24 protein-coding genes, 1 tRNA gene and 1 other RNA gene are annotated in these 21550 nt (G+C 42.0%); 18 read left to right on the top strand and 8 right to left on the bottom strand.

Going from position 1 to position 21550, the window contains the following annotated elements; all coding sequences use genetic code 11:
* Positions 1-130 precede the first annotated feature (130 nt).
* The 4 genes from NMM25_RS03110 (at position 131) to NMM25_RS03125 (ending at position 4401) form a co-directional block, all read left to right on the top strand.
* Positions 131-502 carry a GFA family protein gene (locus NMM25_RS03110; RefSeq protein WP_254735934.1) on the top strand — a complete coding sequence of 124 codons (372 nt, stop codon included), beginning with the start codon at positions 131-133 and terminating at the stop codon, positions 500-502.
* Between the two features lie 385 nt (positions 503-887).
* Positions 888-1805, top strand: a complete 918-nt coding sequence (glyQ, locus tag NMM25_RS03115) for a glycine--tRNA ligase subunit alpha (RefSeq protein ID WP_000038733.1) — start codon at positions 888-890, stop codon at positions 1803-1805.
* 259 nt (positions 1806-2064) lie between these two features.
* Positions 2065-4101: a glycine--tRNA ligase subunit beta gene (gene glyS / locus NMM25_RS03120; RefSeq protein WP_254735935.1), complete on the top strand. Its 2037-nt coding sequence runs from the start codon at positions 2065-2067 to the stop codon at positions 4099-4101.
* Positions 4102-4143: 42 nt separating this feature from the next.
* A complete protein-coding gene (locus NMM25_RS03125; protein ID WP_000371301.1) occupies positions 4144-4401 on the top strand; it encodes a DUF896 family protein in 258 nt (85 codons plus the stop codon).
* Positions 4402-4485: 84 nt separating this feature from the next.
* Here NMM25_RS03125 and NMM25_RS03130 read toward each other — a convergent pair whose 3' ends face one another.
* From NMM25_RS03130 to NMM25_RS03140, 3 genes are read right to left on the bottom strand one after another with little or no spacing between them, the layout of a single operon-like run.
* Positions 4486-5730 carry an NAD(P)H-dependent oxidoreductase gene (locus NMM25_RS03130; RefSeq protein ID WP_000673672.1) on the bottom strand — a complete coding sequence of 415 codons (1245 nt, stop codon included), beginning with the start codon at positions 5728-5730 and terminating at the stop codon, positions 4486-4488.
* A gap of 17 nt (positions 5731-5747) precedes the next feature.
* Positions 5748-6353, bottom strand: coding sequence for an NADPH-dependent FMN reductase (locus NMM25_RS03135; protein WP_084849406.1), 606 nt, complete (start codon positions 6351-6353; stop codon positions 5748-5750).
* 18 nt (positions 6354-6371) lie between these two features.
* Positions 6372-7301: an FAD:protein FMN transferase gene (locus NMM25_RS03140; protein WP_302898131.1), complete on the bottom strand. Its 930-nt coding sequence runs from the start codon at positions 7299-7301 to the stop codon at positions 6372-6374.
* A 306-nt stretch (positions 7302-7607) separates the two neighbouring features.
* Here NMM25_RS03140 and nox point away from each other — a divergent pair, with 306 nt between their 5' ends.
* The 3 genes from nox to pdxT all read left to right on the top strand — a co-directional run bounded on the left by nox (position 7608) and on the right by pdxT (position 10701).
* A complete protein-coding gene (gene nox, locus NMM25_RS03145) occupies positions 7608-8987 on the top strand; it encodes a H2O-forming NADH oxidase (protein ID WP_254735937.1) in 1380 nt (459 codons plus the stop codon).
* 256 nt (positions 8988-9243) lie between these two features.
* Entirely contained in the window at positions 9244-10119 is an 876-nt protein-coding gene (pdxS, locus tag NMM25_RS03150) for a pyridoxal 5'-phosphate synthase lyase subunit PdxS (RefSeq protein ID WP_254735938.1), read from the top strand.
* Positions 10120-10701 (top strand): pyridoxal 5'-phosphate synthase glutaminase subunit PdxT, encoded by a 582-nt coding sequence (gene pdxT, locus NMM25_RS03155; protein WP_254735939.1) that lies wholly within the window; start codon positions 10120-10122, stop codon positions 10699-10701.
* A gap of 19 nt (positions 10702-10720) precedes the next feature.
* Here pdxT and NMM25_RS03160 read toward each other — a convergent pair whose 3' ends face one another.
* Positions 10721-11368 carry a hemolysin III family protein gene (locus NMM25_RS03160; protein ID WP_125413553.1) on the bottom strand — a complete coding sequence of 216 codons (648 nt, stop codon included), beginning with the start codon at positions 11366-11368 and terminating at the stop codon, positions 10721-10723.
* Positions 11365-11811: a DUF1836 domain-containing protein gene (locus NMM25_RS03165; protein WP_247940721.1), complete on the bottom strand. Its 447-nt coding sequence runs from the start codon at positions 11809-11811 to the stop codon at positions 11365-11367. Before NMM25_RS03165 ends, NMM25_RS03160 begins: the two co-directional genes overlap by 4 nt.
* A gap of 134 nt (positions 11812-11945) precedes the next feature.
* Here NMM25_RS03165 and NMM25_RS03170 point away from each other — a divergent pair, with 134 nt between their 5' ends.
* The 7 genes from NMM25_RS03170 to trxB all read left to right on the top strand — a co-directional run bounded on the left by NMM25_RS03170 (position 11946) and on the right by trxB (position 16300).
* Positions 11946-12440: a GNAT family N-acetyltransferase gene (locus NMM25_RS03170; protein ID WP_000405847.1), complete on the top strand. Its 495-nt coding sequence runs from the start codon at positions 11946-11948 to the stop codon at positions 12438-12440.
* Positions 12437-12952, top strand: coding sequence for a methylated-DNA--[protein]-cysteine S-methyltransferase (locus NMM25_RS03175; protein ID WP_254735940.1), 516 nt, complete (start codon positions 12437-12439; stop codon positions 12950-12952). Before NMM25_RS03170 ends, NMM25_RS03175 begins: the two co-directional genes overlap by 4 nt.
* Positions 12953-12964: 12 nt before the next feature.
* Entirely contained in the window at positions 12965-13321 is a 357-nt protein-coding gene (locus tag NMM25_RS03180; protein WP_254735941.1) for an arsenate reductase family protein, read from the top strand.
* A 156-nt stretch (positions 13322-13477) separates the two neighbouring features.
* Entirely contained in the window at positions 13478-14278 is an 801-nt protein-coding gene (locus NMM25_RS03185; RefSeq protein ID WP_254735942.1) for an amino acid ABC transporter permease, read from the top strand.
* Entirely contained in the window at positions 14278-15021 is a 744-nt protein-coding gene (locus tag NMM25_RS03190) for an amino acid ABC transporter ATP-binding protein (RefSeq protein WP_000590994.1), read from the top strand. The genes NMM25_RS03185 and NMM25_RS03190 overlap by 1 nt, the downstream gene beginning before the upstream one ends.
* Before the next feature lie 77 nt (positions 15022-15098).
* The gene (locus NMM25_RS03195) at positions 15099-15323 is read left to right on the top strand and encodes a DUF4059 family protein (RefSeq protein ID WP_254735943.1); all 225 of its coding nucleotides are present in this window, start codon (positions 15099-15101) and stop codon (positions 15321-15323) included.
* A gap of 65 nt (positions 15324-15388) precedes the next feature.
* On the top strand, positions 15389-16300 hold the full coding sequence (trxB, locus tag NMM25_RS03200; RefSeq protein ID WP_254735944.1) for a thioredoxin-disulfide reductase: 912 nt from the start codon (positions 15389-15391) through the stop codon (positions 16298-16300).
* Between the two features lie 189 nt (positions 16301-16489).
* On the opposite strand, the gene rlmB is transcribed toward trxB, so the two are convergent.
* Complete coding sequence (gene rlmB, locus NMM25_RS03205; RefSeq protein WP_000855742.1) at positions 16490-17218, bottom strand: 23S rRNA (guanosine(2251)-2'-O)-methyltransferase RlmB; 729 nt, start codon at positions 17216-17218, stop codon at positions 16490-16492.
* A 44-nt stretch (positions 17219-17262) separates the two neighbouring features.
* Positions 17263-17874, bottom strand: a complete 612-nt coding sequence (gene def / locus NMM25_RS03210) for a peptide deformylase (RefSeq protein WP_254735945.1) — start codon at positions 17872-17874, stop codon at positions 17263-17265.
* Between the two features lie 156 nt (positions 17875-18030).
* On the opposite strand from def, the gene NMM25_RS03215 reads away from it, so the two are divergent.
* The 4 genes from NMM25_RS03215 (at position 18031) to ssrA (ending at position 21246) form a co-directional block, all read left to right on the top strand.
* On the top strand, positions 18031-19350 hold the full coding sequence (locus NMM25_RS03215; protein ID WP_254735946.1) for a CapA family protein: 1320 nt from the start codon (positions 18031-18033) through the stop codon (positions 19348-19350).
* Positions 19351-19373: 23 nt separating this feature from the next.
* Entirely contained in the window at positions 19374-20201 is an 828-nt protein-coding gene (locus NMM25_RS03220; RefSeq protein WP_254735947.1) for a Cof-type HAD-IIB family hydrolase, read from the top strand.
* A 1-nt stretch (position 20202) separates the two neighbouring features.
* On the top strand, positions 20203-20838 hold the full coding sequence (locus NMM25_RS03225) for an SGNH/GDSL hydrolase family protein (RefSeq protein ID WP_254735948.1): 636 nt from the start codon (positions 20203-20205) through the stop codon (positions 20836-20838).
* A gap of 60 nt (positions 20839-20898) precedes the next feature.
* Positions 20899-21246: a transfer-messenger RNA gene (ssrA, locus tag NMM25_RS03230) on the top strand.
* A gap of 143 nt (positions 21247-21389) precedes the next feature.
* Here ssrA and NMM25_RS03235 read toward each other — a convergent pair.
* Positions 21390-21477: transfer RNA gene (locus NMM25_RS03235), tRNA-Ser, on the bottom strand.
* Positions 21478-21550: the final 73 nt, after the last annotated feature.

Raw genomic sequence — 21550 nt, forward strand, 5'->3', positions numbered from 1 at the left:
GTATTTTTAAAAACAATGAAGTAATAAATTAGGGTGGAACCGCGTTTCAGACGCCCCTAGTCGCAAGGCTTGGGTGTTGAAATTCGGTTCTTTTTGAATTTCCTCTAATGCCTAAGTAGAAAGGAGCATAATGCTTAAAGGATCTTGTTTGTGCAAAGCAGTGACCTACACTTTAGATGAGGAATTGTCGGAATTAGTTTTTTGCCACTGCTCATTCTGTCGGAAAGCAACTGCGTCTGCCTATACAGTGAACGCCAAAGTTAGCAGTAAAAACCTAGTATTGCATGGAAAAGAACAGTTGATTACCTATAGTTCATCTCCAGGAAAACAACGCTATTACTGTCAGAACTGTCATAGTCAAATTTTCACTGCTCAAGAAAATATACCAGAAGTCTGTGCTTTGAAATTAGGTACAATAGACGAATGCGATCAGAATTTACAAACGGTTCCCAAACGTCATATTTTTCAGGACCCAGCTTTTTCTTGGTTGCTTGATGAATAAAGCTAAAAAGATAATATAAATTAAAGGAGTAAACAATGTCTAAGAAATTAACATTTCACTGCGTCAGTGGCAGAGACCTCCTTATAGTCGGGCTGCCCCACGCTCAGCACTAGAGTGCCTGAGCTAGACGCAGTACTAACTCGTCTTGCCTCGTATAATCGACGAGGTAGACTCGTGTCGCAAGTAATTTATAAAAAAAGGAGTAAACAATGTCTAAGAAATTAACATTTCACTGCGTCAGTGGCAGAGACCTCCTTACAGTCGGACTGCCCCACGCCCAGCACTAGAGTGTCTGAGCTAGACGCAGTACTAACTCGTCTTGCCTCGTATAATCGACAAGGCAGACTCGTGTCGCAAAAAATCATTTTTTATTAAGGAGTATTCAATGTCTAAGAAATTAACATTTCAAGAAATTATTTTGACTTTGCAACAATTTTGGAATGACCAAGGTTGTATGCTGATGCAGGCTTATGATAATGAGAAAGGTGCGGGGACGATGAGTCCTTACACTTTCCTTCGTGCTATCGGACCTGAGCCATGGAATGCGGCTTATGTAGAGCCATCACGCCGTCCTGCTGACGGTCGTTATGGGGAAAACCCTAACCGTTTATACCAACACCACCAATTCCAAGTGGTTATGAAGCCTTCTCCATCAAATATCCAAGAACTTTACCTTGAGTCTTTGGAAAAATTGGGTATCAATCCTTTGGAACACGATATCCGTTTCGTTGAGGACAACTGGGAAAATCCTTCAACTGGTTCAGCTGGTCTTGGATGGGAAGTTTGGCTTGATGGGATGGAAATCACTCAGTTCACATATTTCCAACAAGTTGGTGGATTGGCAACTGGGCCTGTGACTGCGGAAGTTACTTATGGTTTAGAACGCTTGGCTTCTTACATCCAAGAAGTAGACTCTGTTTATGATATCGAGTGGGCAGATGGTGTAAAATATGGAGAAATCTTTATCCAGCCTGAGTACGAGCATTCAAAATATTCATTTGAAATTTCGGACCAAGAAATGTTGCTTGAAAACTTTGATAAGTTTGAAAAGGAAGCTGGTCGTGCCTTGGAAGAAGGCTTGGTTCACCCTGCCTATGATTATGTTCTCAAATGTTCACATACCTTTAACTTGCTTGACGCGCGTGGGGCTGTATCTGTAACTGAGCGCGCAGGCTATATCGCTCGAATCCGTAACCTGGCCCGTGTCGTAGCCAAAACCTTTGTCGCAGAACGCAAACGCCTAGGCTACCCACTTTTGGATGAAGCAACACGAGCTAAACTTTTAGCAGAAGACGCAGAATAGTGAGTAATACTGTACTCTAAAATCGTTAGAGGCAAGTCGATGACTTGCTAGAGGGATATGCACCGCTGTACTGTTATGTGGGGATTTTTGAAACCTTAGGTTCAAAAATCAGTCAGCTAAATCCACTTTGATGAGACTGTTGGAAATCTTGATCAATTTTGCATTAGATTTCCATTCATACTCACAAAGTTAGTTAGTGACGTTCCCAGTACCTAAGGTGCATATCAAAAAAGATTGAAGAAGATGTAAAGGAAAAAACATGACAAAAAACTTATTAGTAGAACTCGGTCTTGAAGAGTTACCAGCCTACGTAGTAACTCCAAGCGAAAGACAACTAGGTGAAAAAATGGCAGCCTTCCTCAAGGAAAATCGTCTTTCCTTTGAAACCATCCAAACCTTCTCAACACCACGCCGTTTGGCTGTTCGTGTGACTGGTCTTGCAGACAAACAGTCTGATTTGACAGAAGATTTCAAGGGTCCAGCAAAGAAAATTGCCTTGGATAGTGATGGAAACTTCACCAAAGCAGCTCAAGGATTTGTCCGTGGGAAAGGCTTGACAGTTGAAGATATTGAATTCCGTGAAATCAAGGGTGAAGAATATGTCTATGTTACCAAGGAAGAAGTGGGTCAAGCAGTTGAAGCCATTGTTCCAGGTGTAGTAGACGTCTTGAAGTCACTAACTTTCCCTGTCAGCATGCACTGGGCTAACAACACCTTTGAATATATTCGCCCTGTACACACTTTGACAGTTCTCTTGGACGAGCAAGAGTTTGACTTGGATTTCCTTGATATTAAGGGCGGTCGTGTAAGTCGCGGTCATCGTTTCTTGGGACAAGAAACCAAGATTCAGTCAGCATTGAGTTACGAAGAAGACCTTCGTAAGCAGTTTGTAATCGCGGATCCTCGTGAACGTGAGCAAATGATTGTTGACCAAATCAAGGCAATCGAAGCTGAGCATGGCGTACGTATCGAAATTGATGCTGACTTGCTGAATGAAGTCTTGAACTTGGTTGAATACCCAACTGCCTTTATGGGAAGTTTTGATGCTAAATACCTTGACGTTCCAGAAGAAGTTTTGGTGACTTCGATGAAGGAACACCAACGTTACTTCGTTGTTCGTGATCAAGATGGTAAACTCTTGCCAAACTTCATTTCAGTCCGTAACGGAAACGCAGAGCATTTGGAAAATGTCATCAAGGGAAATGAAAAAGTTTTGGTTGCCCGCTTGGAAGACGGTGAATTCTTCTGGCGTGAAGACCAAAAATTGGTTATTTCTGACCTTGTTGAAAAATTGAACCATGTGACCTTCCACGAAAAGATTGGTTCTCTTCGTGAACACATGATTCGTACGGGGCAGATTGCTATTCTCTTGGCAGAAAAAGCTGGCTTGTCAGTGGATGAAACAGTTGACCTTGCTCGTGCAGCAGCCATTTACAAGTTTGACTTGTTGACGGGTATGGTTGGTGAGTTTGATGAGCTCCAAGGAATTATGGGTGAGAAATATGCCCTCCTTGCTGGAGAAACTCCAGCAGTTGCGGCTGCTATTCGTGAACACTACATGCCGACAGCTGCCGAAGGCGAACTTCCAGAGAGCAAGGTTGGAGCCATTCTAGCCATTGCAGACAAATTGGATACGATTTTGAGTTTCTTCTCAGTAGGTTTGATTCCATCAGGTTCTAACGACCCTTATGCCCTTCGTCGTGCGACGCAAGGTGTGGTTCGTATCTTGGATGCTTTTGGTTGGCATATTGCTATGGATGAGTTGATTGATAGCCTTTATACTTTGAAATTTGACAGCTTGACTTATGAAAATAAAGCAGAGGTTATGGACTTTATCAAGGCTCGCGTTGATAAGATGATGGGTTCTGCTCCAAAAGACATTAAGGAAGCAGTCCTTGCAAGTTCAAACTTTGTTGTGGCAGATATGCTAGAAGCAGCAAGTGCTCTTGTCGAAGCAAGCAAGAAAGAAGACTTCAAACCATCTGTCGAATCCCTCTCTCGTGCTTTCAATTTGGCTGAAAAAGCCGAAGGAACTGATACTGTTGATCCTGCTCTTTTTGAGAATGAAGAAGAGAAAGCCTTGGCAGAAGCAGTAGAATCACTCGTTTTGTCAGGAACTGCAAGCCAGCAATTAGAACAACTCTTTGCGCTTAGCCCAGTTATTGATGCTTTCTTTGAAAATACCATGGTAATGGCTGAAGACCAGGCTGTTCGACAAAATCGTTTGGCAATCTTGTCGCAATTAACCAAGAAAGCAGCTAAACTTGCACGTTTCAACCAAATCAATACCAAATAAAATCTGGTAAACGGATTAAATCTTATCATAAAGGAGAGAAACATGGATCCTAAAAAAATTGATCGCATCAACGAGCTTGCCAAAAAGAAAAAAACAGAAGGCTTAACTTCTGCTGAAAAAGTAGAACAAGCTAAACTTCGTGAGGAGTACATCGAAGGTTATCGTCGTTCTGTTCGTCACCACATCGAGGGAATCAAAATTGTGGACGAGGAAGGCAATGACGTCACACCAGAAAAACTACGCCAAGTACAACGTGAAAAAGGTTTGCACGGCCGTAGTTTAGATGATCCTAACTCATAAAATGAAAGGGGGTTGTAGATGATTTACAAGCCCCTTTTCTGTTGCAATAAAAAAGAAGGAGCCAAATGGCTCCTTTTTGATTTCTTAGTTGCTTGCACCAGAAGTAGCGTCCGCGTCCCCACCGTGGCCTCCAGCATCCCCTGAATCAGAAGCGCCAGAAGTAGCATCGGCGTCTCCATGACCTCCGGCAGCAGGAGCAAATGGTCCGCTACCACCCACCAAACGTTGACCAGTCTCTTTTAGGTACCAGTCAAGCCAAGGTTGGAAGTTAAAGACAATTTCATTGATACCAGCGTATGATCCATCAGGATAGTACATTGCTTGGTAGTTGTGTGTGTTGATGACACCTGCAGGAGAACCTGGAACGATCGTACGGACGTATTCTTGGTTTCCGTTGCGAAGTGTTCCGATAACCCACTCTACGTTCTTCATGCGTGCTGGTGGAAGGGATCCATGAACAGTCGACATACGGCTACCTGATTGAGGTGGTACACGTTTGGCAAACATAGTGTCTGGATCTTGGTGAGCGTTGTTGTAGTAGAGGAATTGGTTGTTGTCGTCAGCGTATGTCAATTCAAATGGCATAGCTTTCAAGAACATATCGATTTGGTTAACTGTAAGGATACCATGGTCCAATTTGACATAGGTATCACCTGAAACAGCACCAGTGATTGCTGCAACTTTTTCTACCCATTCTGGATCGTCAGGATCAACTTCTGTGATAGTTGTAGCGATTGGTTTTCCACAATCCAAATCTTCTGGTTCGATTGGTTTTGGTTTTTTCAATTTCGAAACGACTCCTACATATTTTACAAAGTTATCTAAGCAAGTTTCAAGGAATTTAACAGTGCCTTCGTTGGTGATATTTCCGTTGTTATCAAAAGCTTCCTTAGCTTTACCAAGAAGGAATTCATTTCCTGGAAGCGTGTAGGCATTAACACCTGGAGCATCAAGGATTTTACGAAGGTGAACTTGGGCACGTGATGTTCCTTGGTCATAGTATGATGCACCAACAATCATAACAGGCTTGTTTTCAAATGGATGAACTTCGTATGAAAGCCATTCAAGTACAGATTTGAGAGAAGCTGAGATAGTGTGGTTGTGCTCAGGAGTGGCGATAATGACACCATCAGCACGTGTAATCTTGTTATACAAGAAACGCAATTGGAAACTTTCGTCCCATTTTTCGTCTTGGTTAAACATTGGAACTTCGTCGATTTCAAGAACTTCTAATTCAAATTTGAATTTGAAATTGCGACGGATAAATTCCAAGAGTTTGCGGTTATATGATTGATCGTAGTTTGATCCAACAAGTCCAACAAATTTCATTCTTTCGGTCTCCTATCTTACAAATTTTCCCAGTCAAATTCTTCTGCATCTTTGCGAAGCAATTCTTGTGCATTGCGCAATTTTTCAGTAATTTTCACAAAGATACGGAAGTCATCAAAGATGGCATCCAATTTTTTGATGACATCAAGGTCAACCAAGTCACCACTTGGGTTAAATGCTTGAAGAGAGTGTGAGAGCAAGAATTCATCTGGAAGAACATTTGCCTTGATTTCAGGAGCATTCAAGATTTGACGAAGTTGCAATTGGGCACGAGATGAACCAAGTGTACCGTAAGAAGCACCAGTGATCATGATTGGTTTGTTCAAAAGTGGGTAGATACCGTAAGATAGCCAAGCAAGAGCGCTCATCAATACCGCAGGGATAGAGTGGTCGTACTCAGGAGTACCGATAATCACACCATCAGCCTCTTCAATTTTAGCTGCAATATCAAGAATTTCAGCTGGAAGTTGCTTATCTGCTGGTTTGTTGAAAACAGGGATATCCTTGATTTCAACGAGTTCAATTTCAGCTTTATCAGCAAAGTGTTTTTGCATGTATTGGAGCAATTGGCGGTTTGTAGAACGTTTAGAGTTCGTTCCAACAATGGCAATAAGTTTTAGCATGAGATTTCCTTTCTCTTTTTACATAATACAATTTTGAAGGCCTGAAGAACATGCAAGGCGTCCCTCTTTGTCGATGAGGATGGCTTCAATACCATCTATACTTTCGACTTGCCAGAGGATAGAAGCGCTTCGTTCTCCGAAAAGGCGCGTTGTCCAAATCTCACCATCAACGGATTTATCAGAGATAATCGTTAGGCTAGCGAGATCGGTTTCGACAGGGAATCCTGTCTCACTATCAAAGATATGATGATAGTCTTTTCCATCTACTGTCAGGTGGCGTTCATAGATACCTGAAGTTACAACGGATTTGTTAGAAGCAGGAATGGTTAGGAGATGATTGCCACGAGGATTTCGCGGATCTTGAATCCCAATCTGCCAGGCTTTCCCTTCTTTGGCTTGGTTGTTCCCGATGGTGAGGATATTTCCTCCGAGATTGATCAGGGCAGAGGTGACACCGTGTTCTTTCAAATACTGGGCAACCTTATCTGCACTATAGCCCTTAGCTAAACAACCTAAATCAAGCTTCATTCCTTTCTTCTCTAAAAAGACAGTAGAGCTAGTCGGATCCAACTTGATAAAATGCGGGTCAACTAGAGGCAAGACAGCTTCGATTTCTTTAGAGTCTGGAAGCCGTGCATCTGCAAATCCGATTCGCCAGGTTTGAATCAAGGGACCAATACTGATATTGAGATGGCTAGATGGTGCTAGGCTATGCTCAAGTCCAAGAGCAATCAGTTCAAACAGGTCAGGATGAACCCTAACAGGTGCGATTCCAGCCTGGTAGTTGATTTCCATCAGTTCGGATTCTTGACTGTTGGCGTTGAAGCGGTATTCGAGCTCCTTGAGCAAATCAAAGGCTCCTTGAAGTAGGCAATCAGCCTTTTCATCTACTAATGAAATCGTGATAGTTGTTCCCATTAGCCGTTCAGAACGTGAATGAAGAGGCAAGCTACCAGCTCCTTTCTCTTTATAGGAAATCATTCAATATAAGGTCGTTAAAGAAAAATTAAACCCCTTACATTTTCTTTCCATGTATCTAGCATATCATAAAGTCAGCGTTTTCACAAATGAATTTTGACAAAAAGTCAAGAAATATGCTCAAAATGAGTATGAAAATAATAGAAAAATTAGATTTATCAATGTTAGGTGTATTTTTTCTGAAAAAAAGAGAATTCTGAGCAAATACCTTGTAAACGCTAACAGTAAATGGTATACTAGAAAGGTAAATCAAAAATTAAAGGTAGGAATTTTTCTATGAGTAAAATCGTTGTAGTTGGTGCTAACCACGCTGGTACAGCTTGTATTAATACGATGTTGGACAACTTCGGACATGAGAACGAAATCGTAGTATTTGACCAAAACTCAAATATTTCATTCCTTGGTTGTGGAATGGCGCTTTGGATTGGGGAACAAATTGATGGCCCAGAAGGTCTCTTCTACTCTGATAAAGAAAAATTGGAAGCAAAAGGTGCTAAAGTTTACATGAACTCACCAGTTCTTTCAATTGACTACGATAACAAAGTTGTGACTGCAGAAGTTGAAGGAAAAGAGCACAAAGAATCTTATGATAAATTGATCTTTGCAACTGGTTCAACTCCAATCTTGCCTCCAATCGAAGGTGTTGAAATCGTTAAGGGCAACCGCGAATTCAAAGCAACTCTTGAAAATGTACAATTTGTTAAATTGTACCAAAACGCTGAAGAAGTTATTGAAAAACTTGAAGACAAGAGCAAACATCTTGAGCGCATTGCCGTTGTTGGTGGTGGTTACATCGGTGTAGAACTTGCTGAAGCTTTCGAGCGTCTTGGAAAAGAAGTAGTACTTGTAGATATCGTAGATACTGTCTTGAACGGTTACTATGACAAAGACTTCACACAAATGATGGCGAAGAACTTGGAAGACCACAACATCCGCTTGGCTCTTGGTCAAACAGTTAAAGCCATCCAAGGTGATGGAAAAGTTGAACGCTTGGTAACAGACAAAGAAACATTTGATGTGGATATGGTAGTTCTTGCTGTTGGTTTCCGTCCAAACACAGCTCTTGCTGACGGTAAGGTTGAACTCTTCCGCAACGGTGCCTTCCTTGTAGATAAGAAACAAGAAACATCTATCCCAGGTGTATACGCTGTCGGTGACTGTGCAACTGTTTATGACAACGCTCGTAAAGACACTAGCTACATCGCGCTTGCTTCAAACGCTGTTCGTACTGGTATCGTTGGTGCTTACAACGCTTGTGGACACGAACTTGAAGGAATCGGTGTACAAGGATCAAATGGTATCTCAATCTACGGTCTTCACATGGTTTCAACTGGTTTGACTCTCGAAAAAGCTAAAGCTGCAGGCTATAATGCAACTGAAACTGGCTTTAACGATCTTCAAAAACCAGAATTTATCAAACATGACAACCACGAAGTTGCCATCAAGATTGTCTTTGACAAAGACAGCCGCGAAATCCTTGGAGCACAAATGGTTTCACATGATATTTCAATCAGTATGGGAATCCACATGTTCTCACTTGCTATCCAAGAGCATGTAACAATCGATAAATTGGCCTTGACAGACCTATTCTTCTTGCCACATTTCAACAAACCATACAATTACATCACAATGGCTGCACTTACAGCTGAAAAATAAAATTTGATGAACTATCTGGCCTTAGGTTAAGGTCAGATAGTTTTTTAGTTATACTCTTCGAAAATCTCTTCAAACCACGTCAGCTTCGCCTTATCGTACTCAAGTACAGCCTGCGGCTAGCTTCCTAGTTTGCTCTTTGATTTTCATTGAGTATCAATCTGTACCCATGCAATTATCCTTTTTTTATCTTGTACTTCATTCTAATCTGGCTTAAAATAAAATGGTAGCTACCAATACAAATGATGAGGATTAAGAAATGACTGAAAATCGTTATGAACTAAATAAAAACTTGGCACAGATGCTCAAAGGTGGGGTTATCATGGACGTTCAGAACCCTGAACAGGCTCGTATCGCAGAGGCTGCTGGTGCGGCAGCTGTTATGGCCTTGGAGCGGATTCCAGCTGATATTCGTGCAGCTGGTGGAGTTTCTCGTATGAGTGATCCAAAGATGATTAAGGAAATCCAAGAAGCGGTTAGCATACCAGTGATGGCCAAGGTCAGAATCGGGCATTTTGTAGAAGCTCAGATTTTAGAGGCTATTGAGATTGACTATATTGATGAGAGTGAAGTGCTGTCTCCAGCTGACGACCGTTTCCATGTGGATAAGAAGGAATTCCAAGTTCCTTTTGTCTGTGGGGCTAAGGACTTGGGTGAAGCCTTGCGTCGTATCGCTGAAGGAGCTTCCATGATTCGTACCAAAGGAGAACCAGGGACAGGAGATATTGTTCAAGCCGTTCGTCATATGCGCATGATGAATCAAGAAATTCGCCGCATTCAAAATCTACGCGAAGATGAACTCTATGTCGCAGCAAAAGAACTCCAAGTTCCTATAGAATTAGTCCTATACGTCCACGAACATGGAAAATTACCAGTTGTAAACTTTGCGGCTGGAGGTGTTGCAACACCAGCAGATGCTGCGCTAATGATGCAATTGGGTGCAGAGGGTGTCTTTGTCGGTTCAGGTATTTTCAAATCAGGCGACCCTGTTAAACGAGCAAGTGCCATTGTTAAGGCCGTAACCAACTACCAAAATCCTCAAATTCTGGCTCAAATCTCTGAAGACCTAGGGGAAGCCATGGTTGGTATCAATGAGAATGAAATCCAAATTCTTATGGCAGAGCGAGGAAAATAGATGAAAATCGGAATATTGGCCTTGCAAGGCGCCTTTGCAGAGCATGCAAAAGTGTTAGATAAATTAGGAGTCACTAGTGTCGAAATCAGAAATTTAGATGATTTTCAACAACATCAGAGTGACTTGGCGGGTTTGATATTACCCGGTGGTGAGTCTACAACCATGGGCAAGCTCTTACGAGACCAGAACATGTTGCTTTCCATCCGAGAAGCCATTTTATCTGGACTCCCAGTCTTTGGAACCTGCGCCGGTTTGATTTTGCTGGCTAAGGAAATCACTTCTCAGGAAGAAAGTCATCTAGCGACTATGGACATAGTAGTTGAGCGTAATGCCTATGGGCGCCAACTAGGAAGCTTCTATACAGAGGCGGAATGTAAGGGAGTCGGTCAGATTCCCATGACCTTTATCCGTGGTCCGATTCTCAGTAGTGTTGGAGAGGGTGTAGAAATTCTAGCAACAGTAGACGATCAAATCGTTGCAGCTCAAGAAGAGAATATGCTGGTGACCTCTTTTCATCCTGAGTTAACAGATGATGTTCGCTTGCACCAGTATTTTATCAATATGTGTAAAGAAAAAAGTTGAGAAAAGATTCTCAACTTTTTTACATGTAATAAACAATAGCGATGTACTGAAGTGCAGACGCGGCTAGGATAAAGAGATGCCAAATCATGTGAAAATAAGGTTTTTTCTTAGCGTAAAATCCAGCTCCAACTGTATAACAGAGTCCGCCAGTTACCATGAGGCTCCAAAAGATTGGTGTTGTTTGACTGATAATGGCAGGAATGATAGCCAGAACCAACCAGCCCATAATCAGGTAAAGGGCAAGGCTGAATTTCTCATTGACTTTTTTAGCAAAGATTTTATAGAGGATGCCAAAGATGGTCGTTCCCCACTGAATGGCAATGATCAGATAGCCAAACCAGTTATTCATCAAAGTCAATACGACCGGCGTATAAGAGCCTGCGATAGCCACGTAAATCATAGAATGGTCGATGATTCGCAAGACGTATTTGTGGGTCGAACCATAGGCCATAGAGTGGTAAATGGTTGACGAGAGGAACATGAGAAAGAGACTGATAACAAAGATAGAAACGCCAAAAGATGATAAAAATCCGTGTGCTTCATAACTATAGGTGGATGAAATGGGGAGTAGGATGAGCATGATAATGGCACCCACAGCATGGGTCACGCTATTAGCAATTTCCTCTCCAAAACTGAGTTTTTTACTGAGTTTTAGACTGGTATTCATTGGATTTCCTCCTCTTCTTTGATAAGGATTAAGTCTAGAGTTTGATGATAGAGTTTAACCGTTTGACAGCTAGTTTGGATAATAGGATTTTCTGGATCAATCCCATGGTTCATGTAGTCTACAAAAGCATCGTAGAGCTGGTCTGAACTTGCTTGAGTTTGCAGAGTATTAAGGGTCTGAGCGATTTCTTGGATCGAAAAGACAGACTTGAGAGTAGTGATGGCAATCAAACGGGCAATCTGTTTGCGTTGGTATTTCTTCTTGTCAGGCTTTGTCAGGTAACCATGTTTGACATAGTTATTGACCATGGATGCGGTCAAGCCCTTTTCTTTATCCGGAGAGATAGGGGCACAGACTTGATTGACATAAAGCAAAACCTGATCCAGATAGAGGTCAATGTTTGGAATGTCTTCCCATTTTGGGTAGGAAAAGTTAGAATTCATTTCCAACTCCTTTTTATCTAGTTTTAATAACTAGATTATAAAATAATAAAAAACAAAAGTCAAGTTTCAACTGCTTGTAGAAAGCTTTAAATTATGCTATGATGAGAGAAAATAGTTAGAAATGAGGGGAAAAGATGGAGATTCGTTTAGCTTTTCCAAACGAAGTTGATGCGATTATGCAGGTGATGGAGGATGCCAAAAAGTGCTTAGCCAAGTCTGGCAGCGACCAGTGGCAAAATGGCTATCCAAATGCCGACATCATTATTGATGATATCATCTCTGGTCAAGCTTATGTGGCATTGGAAGAGGGAGAACTGTTAGCCTATGCTGCTGTGACCAAGAGCCCAGAGGAAGCCTATGAAGCCATTTATGAAGGAAGTTGGCAGGGGGGAGAATCAGAATATTTGGTCTTTCACCGTATCGCTGTGGCAGCAGATGTCCAAGGACAAGGTGTTGCTCAGACTTTCCTAGAAGGCTTGATTGAAGGTTTTGATTATCTAGATTTTCGTTCAGATACGCATGCACAAAACAAGGCCATGCAGCATATCTTTGAAAAGCTAGGTTTCCAACAGGTTGGTAAAGTTCCAGTTGATGGGGAACGTTTGGCCTATCAGAAATTAAAAAAATGAAGCAGAAAAAGTACGCAAGAATGCTCTACCCGTCGCCAATTGGAACCTTATCCTTAGTTGCTGACGAGCAATATCTGTATGGAATTTGGGTACAGGACCAAACTCATTTTGAGAGGGGAATAGGGGATGAAACGATAGAAGAAGTTGCTAGCCATCCTGTATTGGAGCAAGTTATTTCCTATTTAGATACCTATTTCGAAGGCAGTGTTCAGGATCTATCTGACTTACCTTTAGCTCCTATTGGAACAGATTTTGAAACGCGAGTCTGGGCATACTTACAGGCCATTCCTTATGGTCAGACAGTAACTTACGGACAAATAGCGCAAGACCTGCAAGTGGCTTCTGCCCAAGCGATTGGCGGAGCAGTGGGGCGCAATCCTTGGTCCATACTCGTACCCTGTCACCGTGTGTTAGGATTAGGGAATCGCTTGACAGGCTATGCATCGGGAGTCGAAAAGAAAGCCTGGCTCTTGCAACATGAAGGTGTAGCATTTCAAGAAAATAAAAAATAGAAAGAAAAGAAGATGTTAGAATTTATCGAATACCCAAAATGTTCAACTTGTAAGAAAGCAAAAAATGAATTGTATAAACTTGGACTGGAATACCAAGATGTCCACATCGTAGAAGAAACACCAAGTGAAGACGTGATTTTGAACTGGTTGGAAACTTCCGGTTTTGAAGTGAAACAATTTTTCAATACCAGCGGGATCAAATACCGTGAACTGGGCCTAAAAGATAAGGTGGGAAGTTTGTCAAAAAAAGAAGCAGCCAAGCTTCTAGCGAGTGATGGTATGTTATTGAAACGTCCAATTTTGGTGGAGAATGGTGCTGTTAAACAAATCGGCTATAGAAAACCCTATGAGGACTTAGGTTTGAGATAGTTTTTATTTATCTCCTTGATAGGTAAAATATATAGCCTCCCTGTTTTAAAGTATGATAAACTAGAAGATAGACGAAGTCTGAGCAGCCCGTAGCAAATAATTTGCTTGCGAGCAGAAGTATGATAGAATGAATCATTATCAGGAGAGGATGTTTTTATGACTGTTACAACATTTTTAGCATCAGATTGGTACCAAAGTTTGATGCAACTCATTCCGGATGGTAAGCTCTTTAGTTTGCGTTCGGTCTTTGATGGAATTCCAAGGATTATCCAACAATTGCCTACAACCTTGATGTTGACACTTGGAGGTGCACTCTTTGGTTTGCTACTTGCCCTAATTTTTGCCATTGTTAAGATCAATCGTGTTAAAATTCTATATCCCTTGCAGGCCTTTTTCGTTAGCTTCTTAAAAGGTACCCCAATCCTAGTTCAACTTATGTTGACCTACTATGGAATTCCTTTGTTACTGAAAGCTATCAACCAACAATGGGGAACTGGTCTCAATATCAATGCGATTCCAGCAGCGCTTTTTGCGATTGTGGCTTTTGCCTTTAATGAGGCGGCTTATGCAAGTGAAACGATTCGTGCGGCCATCCTTTCTGTTAATCCAGGTGAAATTGAGGCGGCACGCAGTTTGGGTATGACGCGAGCGCAAGTTTATCGTCGCGTGATTATTCCAAATGCGGCGGTAGTTGCGACACCGACTTTGATTAACTCCCTTATCGGTTTGACCAAGGGAACTTCTCTAGCCTTTAGCGCAGGTGTTGTGGAGGTCTTTGCCCAAGCTCAGATTTTAGGTGGAGCTGATTATCGCTATTTTGAGCGCTTTATCTCTGTTGCCCTTGTTTATTGGGTAGTCAATATCGGAATTGAAAGCCTCGGCCGTTTCATCGAGAGAAAAATGGCTATTTTAGCGCCGGATACAGTACAAACAGATGTGAAAGGAGACCTTCGTTAATGATTAAGATTTCGAATTTAAGCAAATCCTTTTCAGGACAGACAGTCTTGAATCATCTGAACTTGGATATCCAAAAAGGTGAGGTAGTGGCTTTGATTGGTTCATCTGGAGCTGGGAAATCAACCTTTCTTCGTAGTTTGAACTACCTTGAAACTCCAGATAGTGGAACGATTCAGATTGACAATTTTAAAGTTGATTTTTCTAAGATTAGCCAAGAAGAGATCCTAACCCTTCGTCGCAAGTTGTCCATGGTTTTCCAACAGTTTAATTTGTTTGAACGCCGAACAGCTCTTGACAATGTCAAGGAAGGTTTGGTTGTCGTTAAAAAATTATCGGACGAGGAAGCAACAAAAATTGCCAAGGAAGAGTTGGCTAAGGTTGGACTTTCTGACCGTGAAAACCATTACCCTCGCCACTTATCAGGTGGACAGAAGCAACGGGTTGCCCTCGCGCGTGCGCTTGCTATGAAACCAGATGTTTTGCTCTTGGACGAACCCACTTCAGCCCTCGACCCAGAATTGGTCGGTGAGGTAGAAAAATCTATTGCAGACGCTGCCAAGTCAGGCCAGACCATGATTTTGGTCAGTCACGATATGTCTTTTGTAGCCCAAGTGGCAGACAAGGTTCTATTTCTAGATAAAGGGAAAATCATCGAGTCTGGTACACCGGATGAAATCATCAATCATCCGAAAGAAGAACGAACAAAAGAATTCTTTGCTAGTTACAAACGGACTTATATTTGATATAATAGAAAAAGGGAAACTCAGTTAGTTGGACTAGCTGAGTTTACTCTTTAAAAAAGATAGAAACGAGAGAGATCATGCTACTGCATTTATTTTCTTTGTATTTCGAGAGTTTGATCTTAACGACCATTCTTGTCGTGATTTTTCTGGGGTTTTGGATTGGATTGAGAGCTATGTCTGGTGTGGACAAGACAGCCAAAGCTCGCCAAGCTCATCTCTATGATATGATTATGATTGGAGTTTTGGTCGTTCCGGTGTTATCCTTTGCTGTCATGAGTTTGCTCTTGGTTTTCAAGGCATAATCCTTGCGTGACTAGCAAGAATGAGTTAGAATAAAGATAGTTACAACAAGAAAGAAGGAATCGAAATGTACGATACGATTATTGTCGGTGCTGGACCTGCGGGAATGACCGCTGCCTTATATGCTGCTCGCAGCAATCTGAAAGTGGCTTTGATTGAAGGTGGTCTGCCAGGCGGGCAAATGAATAACACATCTGACATTGAAAACTATCCAGGTTATGCCAACATCAGTGGACCTGAATTGGCTGAAAAGATGTTTGAACCACTTGAAAACCTTGGAGTGGAGCATCTTTATGGCTACGTTGAAAATATTGAAGACCAGGGTGACTATAAGAAGGTAATCACTGATGATCAAGTTTACGAAACCCGTACTGTCATTGTAGCAACTGGGTCAAAACACCGTCTTTTGGGTGTCCCCGGAGAAGAAGAACTGAACAGTCGTGGTGTTTCTTACTGTGCAGTCTGTGATGGAGCTTTCTTCCGTGACCAAGACTTGCTCGTAGTCGGTGGTGGAGATTCAGCGGTAGAAGAAGCTCTGTTCTTAACTCGCTTTGCCAAGACTGTCACTATTGTTCACCGTCGAGATGAACTTCGTGCTCAAAAGGTTTTGCAAGACCGTGCCTTTGCTAATGAGAAAGTCAACTTTATCTGGGACTCTGTAGTCAAGGAAATCAAAGGTGAAAATCGAGTAGAATCTGTCATTTTTGAAAATGTAAAAACAGGTCAAATAACAGAGCAAGCCTTCGGTGGTGTCTTTATCTATGTTGGTTTGGATCCCGTTAGCGATTTTGTTAAAGAATTGAATATTCAAGACCAGTCAGGCTGGATTGTAACAGATAACCACATGAAGACAGCCGTTGAAGGTATCTTTGCGGTTGGAGATGTTCGCCAGAAAGACCTTCGCCAAGTAACAACAGCAGTTGGAGATGGGGCGATTGCTGGTCAAGAAGCCTACAAGTTTATCACCGAACATAGTTAATACACTTCGAAAATCTCTTCAAACCACGTCAGCTTCGCCTTGCCGTATATATGTTACTGACTTCGTCAGTCTTATCTACAACCTCAAAGTAGTGCTTTGAGCTGTCTACAGCTAGCTTCCTAGTTTGCTCTTTGATTTTCATTGAGTATAATCATAAAAAAGTTTCCAATCAAGTGATTGGAAACTTTTTTATAGTCGGTTTCGGAAAACTTCGTACATGAGAATGGCTGCAGCAACACTGGCATTGAGGCTTTGAACATGCCCATTCATCGGAATGGTAATCATTTCATCGACCTGTTTTTTGATGTTGCTGGAGATGCCTTTTCCTTCATTTCCGATGATGAGGGCGATTTTCCCTTTTGTATTCCACTTGTGGCAAGGGGTACCGTTCATATCTGTTCCAAAGGTCCAGAAGCCTTCATCCTTGAGTTTGTCTAGGGTTTGACTGAGGTTGGTCACTCGGGCAATCGGTACATGCTCAATAGCACCTGTCGCCGTTTTGGCAACGACAGGAGTCACTCCGACAGCACGGTGCTTAGGAATGATGACACCTGAAACATTGGTCGCATCAGCAGTCCTTAAGATAGAACCTAGATTATGGGGGTCAGTTAGACCATCCAGAATCAATAGAAGTGGATTTTCTTCTTGGCGTGTTTTGGCAAGGATGTGATCCAGCTCGCTATAGGCAAATTCGGACACTCGTAGAACAAAACCTTGGTGAACAGCGCCTTCGGTCATCTCAGACAGGGATTTTTTTGAAGTCCAAGAAATGGATACCTTTTTTTCTGTAGCCAGTTCCTTGACCTTCTCAACATTCTTACCTCGAAGATCTTCTTGGAGGTAAAGTTTATTTCCAGTGTTTGCAAGGAGGGCTTCTGTAACGGCGTGGACGCCATAGACAATATCATTTGTTTTCATGCCTCTATTATAACACAAAACCCCGTCTTGCAACGGGATTTTCTTTATTCAAGGATGAGGAGTCCATCTTTGACAGCAAATGGGTCTTTCTCATTGATACGATCGTAAAACATGATTCCGTTTAGATGATCAATTTCATGTTGGACAACGATAGAGTTGTAGCCTTTGAGCTTGATACGGTGTTTTTCGCCGTCCTTGTCAAAGTAATCAACAGTGACACGGGCATGGCGGACTACATAGCCGGGCACGTTACGGTCAACAGATAGGCAACCTTCTCCTTCGCCAAGAGCAGCGTCCTGAACAGAGTGAGAGACGATTTTTGGATTGTACATAACAGCTTGCAAGTCGTAGGCTTCCTGTGGAGTTTCACCTTCTTCCACAATATTTGGGACCAAGACGGCAATAACGCGTTTTGAAATATCGAGTTGGGGAGCAGCAAGTCCAACACCACCACGCAAGCCCATTTTCTCAGCCATAACGGGATCCTGAGAATGTTTGAGGAATTGCATCATCTTTTCGCCAAGGATGATTTCTTGATCAGATAGTGGGAAAGTGACCTCCTCAGCAACCGCGCGTAAAGTTGGGTTCCCCTCACGGATAATATCGTTCATATTAATTAAATGAGCAGCTTTTGTAATACGTTCTATAGCAGACATTTTCTCTCCTTTCATTACCTCTACATGATAACACAAAATAGGCGAGAAAGAAAGTCACAGAAGTTCCTAAAAAATAATATAATAAACGGTATTCCTCTTTTGTCTGTGGTATAATAAAAGAAAAGACTTACAGTAAAAGCAAGGGGGGGAATAAAGATGGAAAAGCGACAAGATAGACGGTCTCATGGTCCTATTTTTGGATTGTTGAAGAGTAGTATTGGTTTCTTTAGGAATTATAAATCTTGGACAAATGCCCAGTTTATTACGGTGCTGTTGCTTGCAGTTTCCTTGTCTATGGGGCTGAACTTGTTGACCCAAGCAGTACAAGGGAACAAGGGAACAAGTCCGAGTGGTCAAACAGTTGATTCTGCTCAGACGTCTGGTCAGTCTAAGGAAAATCAGTCTGCCGAAACGACAGCCCGTATCATGGCAAATGGTGACCTTCTCTACCATATTCCTATCTACCGAACAGCTCTGAAAGAAGATGGAACCTATGATTTCCATGAAAATTTTGAGTATGTAAAACCCTGGCTCAAACAAGCGGATTTAGTGCTTGGTGACTTTGAAGGAACGGTGAACAAGGACCACTATTTGGCAGGTTATCCTCTCTTTAATGCACCAGGAGAAGTCATGGATGCGATCAAGGATGCAGGCTACCAAGTTCTAGACTTGGCTCATAATCACATCTTGGATTCGCAGATAGAGGGAGTTGTTTCAACGGCTCAAGCTATTGAAAAGGCTGGAATGACACCCATCGGAGTCTACACACATGAATCCCGAGACCAAGCACCTATAGTCATCAAGGAAGTCAATGGTATCAAGGTAGCTCTCCTGGCCTATTCTTACGGTTTTAATGGCATTGAGCAGTATATCTCTCAAGAGGACTATAATCGCTATCTTTCTGATTTGAATGAAGATAAGATGAAGGCAGAAATCGAGCGTGCAGAGAAGGAGGCGGATATTACTGTCATCATGCCTCAGATGGGAATTGAGTACCAGCTAGAACCAACGGAAGAACAGAAAACACTGTACCATAAGATGATTGACTGGGGAGCTGATATTATCTTTGGAGGGCATCCTCATGTCGTTGAACCTGCTGAAACAGTTGAAAAAGATGGTGACAAAAAACTGATCATCTACTCCATGGGAAATTTCCTCTCAAATCAGCGCATTGAAACCATGCAAGACGAGGAAAATGCCAAGTGGACTGAGCGAGGAGTTCTCATGGATGTGACCATTAAGAAAAAAGATGGAAAGACAAGGATTGAAACGGCCAAAGCGCATCCTACTTGGGTCAATCGAACACCCAAAGGAACTTACTCTCCAGAAGGTTATCCGCTCTTCCTCTATCAGACCTATATCTTAGAGGACTTCATTGAGGGGGGCAGTTATCGTGACAAGTTGGACGAGACGACCAAGGAACGAATTGACACAGCCTATAAAGAAATGAATGAACATGTAGGGTTGAAGTGGTAGGTGCTCACCCTAAAGGAGATATGATGACGATTAAACTAATTGCGACAGACATGGATGGAACCTTGCTAGACCCGAGAGGTCAGCTAGATCTGCCCCGCTTGGAAAAGATTTTAGATCAGCTGGATCAAAGGGATATCCGTTTTGTCATTGCGACAGGGAATGAAGTTCACCGTATGAGGCAATTACTAGAACACTTGGCGAGTAGAGTAGTTCTAGTCGTTGCCAACGGTGCGCGGATATTTGAGTATGATACATTACTTCAGGCTCAGACTTGGGATGATGCTATGGTTGACAAGGCTCTCCTTCATTTTAAAGGGAGGGAGTGTCGAGATCAGTTCGTCGTCACTAGTATGAACGGGAGTTTTGTCAAGGAAGGAACGGTTTTTACAGACCTGGAAAAATTTATGACTCCAGAGATGATTGAAAAACTTTACCAAAGGACCAATTTTGTGGATGAGCTAAACTCAGACCTCTTTGGAGGAGTTCTAAAGATGAGCATGGTCGTTGGTGAAGAACGTTCTAGTTCAGTTTTACAGGAAATTAATGATTTATTTGATGGTCGTGTAAGAGCTGTTTCTAGCGGTTATGGCTGTATCGATATCCTGCAGGCTGGGGTTCACAAGGCTTGGGGATTGGAAGAATTACTCAAGCGCTGGGATTTGACATCGGAACAGATCATGGCTTTTGGTGATAGCGAAAATGATGTTGAGATGTTGGAGATGGCTGGAATTGCCTATGCTATGGAAAATGCAGATGATAATGTCAAGGCAGTTGCGACTGCCCTAGCTCCAGCTAACAGCCAAGGAGGCGTTTATCAGGTCCTAGAAAATTGGTTAGAGAAAGAGGTATAAGGTGTCAGTACAGTTATTAGAAAATTGGCTTTTAAAAGAGCAGGCAAAGATTCAAACCAAGTATCGTGAATTGAATCAAGTTTCTGTCCTAGAGCCAGATGTAATTTTTATCGGCGATTCGATTGTAGAATACTACCCATTGCAAGAGTTGTTTGGTGTTGCCAAGACGATTGTTAATCGGGGCATCCGAGGCTATCAGACGGGACTTTTATTAGAGAATTTGGATGCCCATCTTTATGGTGATGCTGTGGATCAAATTGTTCTCTTAATTGGGACAAATGACATTGGAAAAAATATTCCCATGAATGAAGCCTTGGATAATCTCGAGCGTGTGATCCAATCGATTACCCGAGATTATCCGCTGTCACAAATAAAGCTCCTTTCCATTTTGCCAGTCAATGAAGGAGAAGAATACAAGCAGACAGTATATATTCGTACCAATGAAAAGATTAGAGAATGGAATCAAGCCTATGAGGCTCTAACATCCGCCTATATGCAGGTAGATTTTGTGCCTGTTTATGATAGTTTGATAGATTCAGAAGGACAACTCAAAAAAGACTATACAACAGATGGCCTCCATCTAAGTGTAGCCGGTTATCAAGCCTTATCGGAAGCCTTAAAAGGGGTTCTTTTCTAAAGAGGTGGCTTGATTTTGCATTTTTTATGAAGATAGGTTATAATGGTTCTATTGTCTTTTGGGGTCGTTACGGATTCGACAGGCATTATGAGGCATATTTTGCAACCCGTGTGGTGACGTAAACGCTCAGTTAAATATAACTGCAAAAAATAACACTTCTTACGCTTTAGCTGCCTAAAAACCAGCAGGCGTGACCTGATTTGGATTGCTCGTGTTCAATGACAGGTCTTATGATTAGCGAGATACGATCAAGCCTTGTCTAGTGGTTTGATAAGAGATTAATAGACTCGCAGTTCCTAGACTTGAGTTATGTGTCGAGGGACTGTTAAAACAATACATAACCTATGGTTGTAGACAAATATGTTGGCAGGTGTTTGGACGTGGGTTCGACTCCCACCGGCTCCATTATTCTTTCACCAACCTTGGAAAAACGTTGTTAAATCAACGTTTTTTATTTTGCCTTTGGTATTCCTTGGTATTCTTTTTTTAAAAAAGGATACAAAAAAAGATACAACATTTGTTGTATCTAAAAAAATAATTTTGCTTTTCTACGGAAGACATGGGATTCGAACCCACGCACGCTGTTACACGCCTACCGCGTTTCCAACACGGCCTCTTAAGCCTCTTGAGTAATCTTCCAATACTTACTCAAATAGTCTACCATAAAGCCACTTATCTTGCAATAAAAATTCTGGAAATAAGAAAAATGATA

The organism is Streptococcus sp. CF10-1 (assembly GCF_024295825.1).
Lineage (GTDB): Bacteria > Bacillota > Bacilli > Lactobacillales > Streptococcaceae > Streptococcus.

Coding starts and splice junctions, on each gene's coding strand:
- NMM25_RS03110 (WP_254735934.1), top strand. CDS start 131: ATGCTTAAAGGATCTTGTTTGTGCAAAGCAGTGACCTACACTTTAGAT.
- glyQ (WP_000038733.1), top strand. CDS start 888: ATGTCTAAGAAATTAACATTTCAAGAAATTATTTTGACTTTGCAACAA.
- glyS (WP_254735935.1), top strand. CDS start 2,065: ATGACAAAAAACTTATTAGTAGAACTCGGTCTTGAAGAGTTACCAGCC.
- NMM25_RS03125 (WP_000371301.1), top strand. CDS start 4,144: ATGGATCCTAAAAAAATTGATCGCATCAACGAGCTTGCCAAAAAGAAA.
- NMM25_RS03130 (WP_000673672.1), bottom strand. CDS start 5,730: ATGAAATTTGTTGGACTTGTTGGATCAAACTACGATCAATCATATAAC.
- NMM25_RS03135 (WP_084849406.1), bottom strand. CDS start 6,353: ATGCTAAAACTTATTGCCATTGTTGGAACGAACTCTAAACGTTCTACA.
- nox (WP_254735937.1), top strand. CDS start 7,608: ATGAGTAAAATCGTTGTAGTTGGTGCTAACCACGCTGGTACAGCTTGT.
- pdxS (WP_254735938.1), top strand. CDS start 9,244: ATGACTGAAAATCGTTATGAACTAAATAAAAACTTGGCACAGATGCTC.
- pdxT (WP_254735939.1), top strand. CDS start 10,120: ATGAAAATCGGAATATTGGCCTTGCAAGGCGCCTTTGCAGAGCATGCA.
- NMM25_RS03160 (WP_125413553.1), bottom strand. CDS start 11,368: ATGAATACCAGTCTAAAACTCAGTAAAAAACTCAGTTTTGGAGAGGAA.
- NMM25_RS03165 (WP_247940721.1), bottom strand. CDS start 11,811: ATGAATTCTAACTTTTCCTACCCAAAATGGGAAGACATTCCAAACATT.
- NMM25_RS03170 (WP_000405847.1), top strand. CDS start 11,946: ATGGAGATTCGTTTAGCTTTTCCAAACGAAGTTGATGCGATTATGCAG.
- NMM25_RS03175 (WP_254735940.1), top strand. CDS start 12,437: ATGAAGCAGAAAAAGTACGCAAGAATGCTCTACCCGTCGCCAATTGGA.
- NMM25_RS03180 (WP_254735941.1), top strand. CDS start 12,965: ATGTTAGAATTTATCGAATACCCAAAATGTTCAACTTGTAAGAAAGCA.
- NMM25_RS03185 (WP_254735942.1), top strand. CDS start 13,478: ATGACTGTTACAACATTTTTAGCATCAGATTGGTACCAAAGTTTGATG.
- NMM25_RS03190 (WP_000590994.1), top strand. CDS start 14,278: ATGATTAAGATTTCGAATTTAAGCAAATCCTTTTCAGGACAGACAGTC.
- NMM25_RS03195 (WP_254735943.1), top strand. CDS start 15,099: ATGCTACTGCATTTATTTTCTTTGTATTTCGAGAGTTTGATCTTAACG.
- trxB (WP_254735944.1), top strand. CDS start 15,389: ATGTACGATACGATTATTGTCGGTGCTGGACCTGCGGGAATGACCGCT.
- rlmB (WP_000855742.1), bottom strand. CDS start 17,218: ATGAAAACAAATGATATTGTCTATGGCGTCCACGCCGTTACAGAAGCC.
- def (WP_254735945.1), bottom strand. CDS start 17,874: ATGTCTGCTATAGAACGTATTACAAAAGCTGCTCATTTAATTAATATG.
- NMM25_RS03215 (WP_254735946.1), top strand. CDS start 18,031: ATGGAAAAGCGACAAGATAGACGGTCTCATGGTCCTATTTTTGGATTG.
- NMM25_RS03220 (WP_254735947.1), top strand. CDS start 19,374: ATGACGATTAAACTAATTGCGACAGACATGGATGGAACCTTGCTAGAC.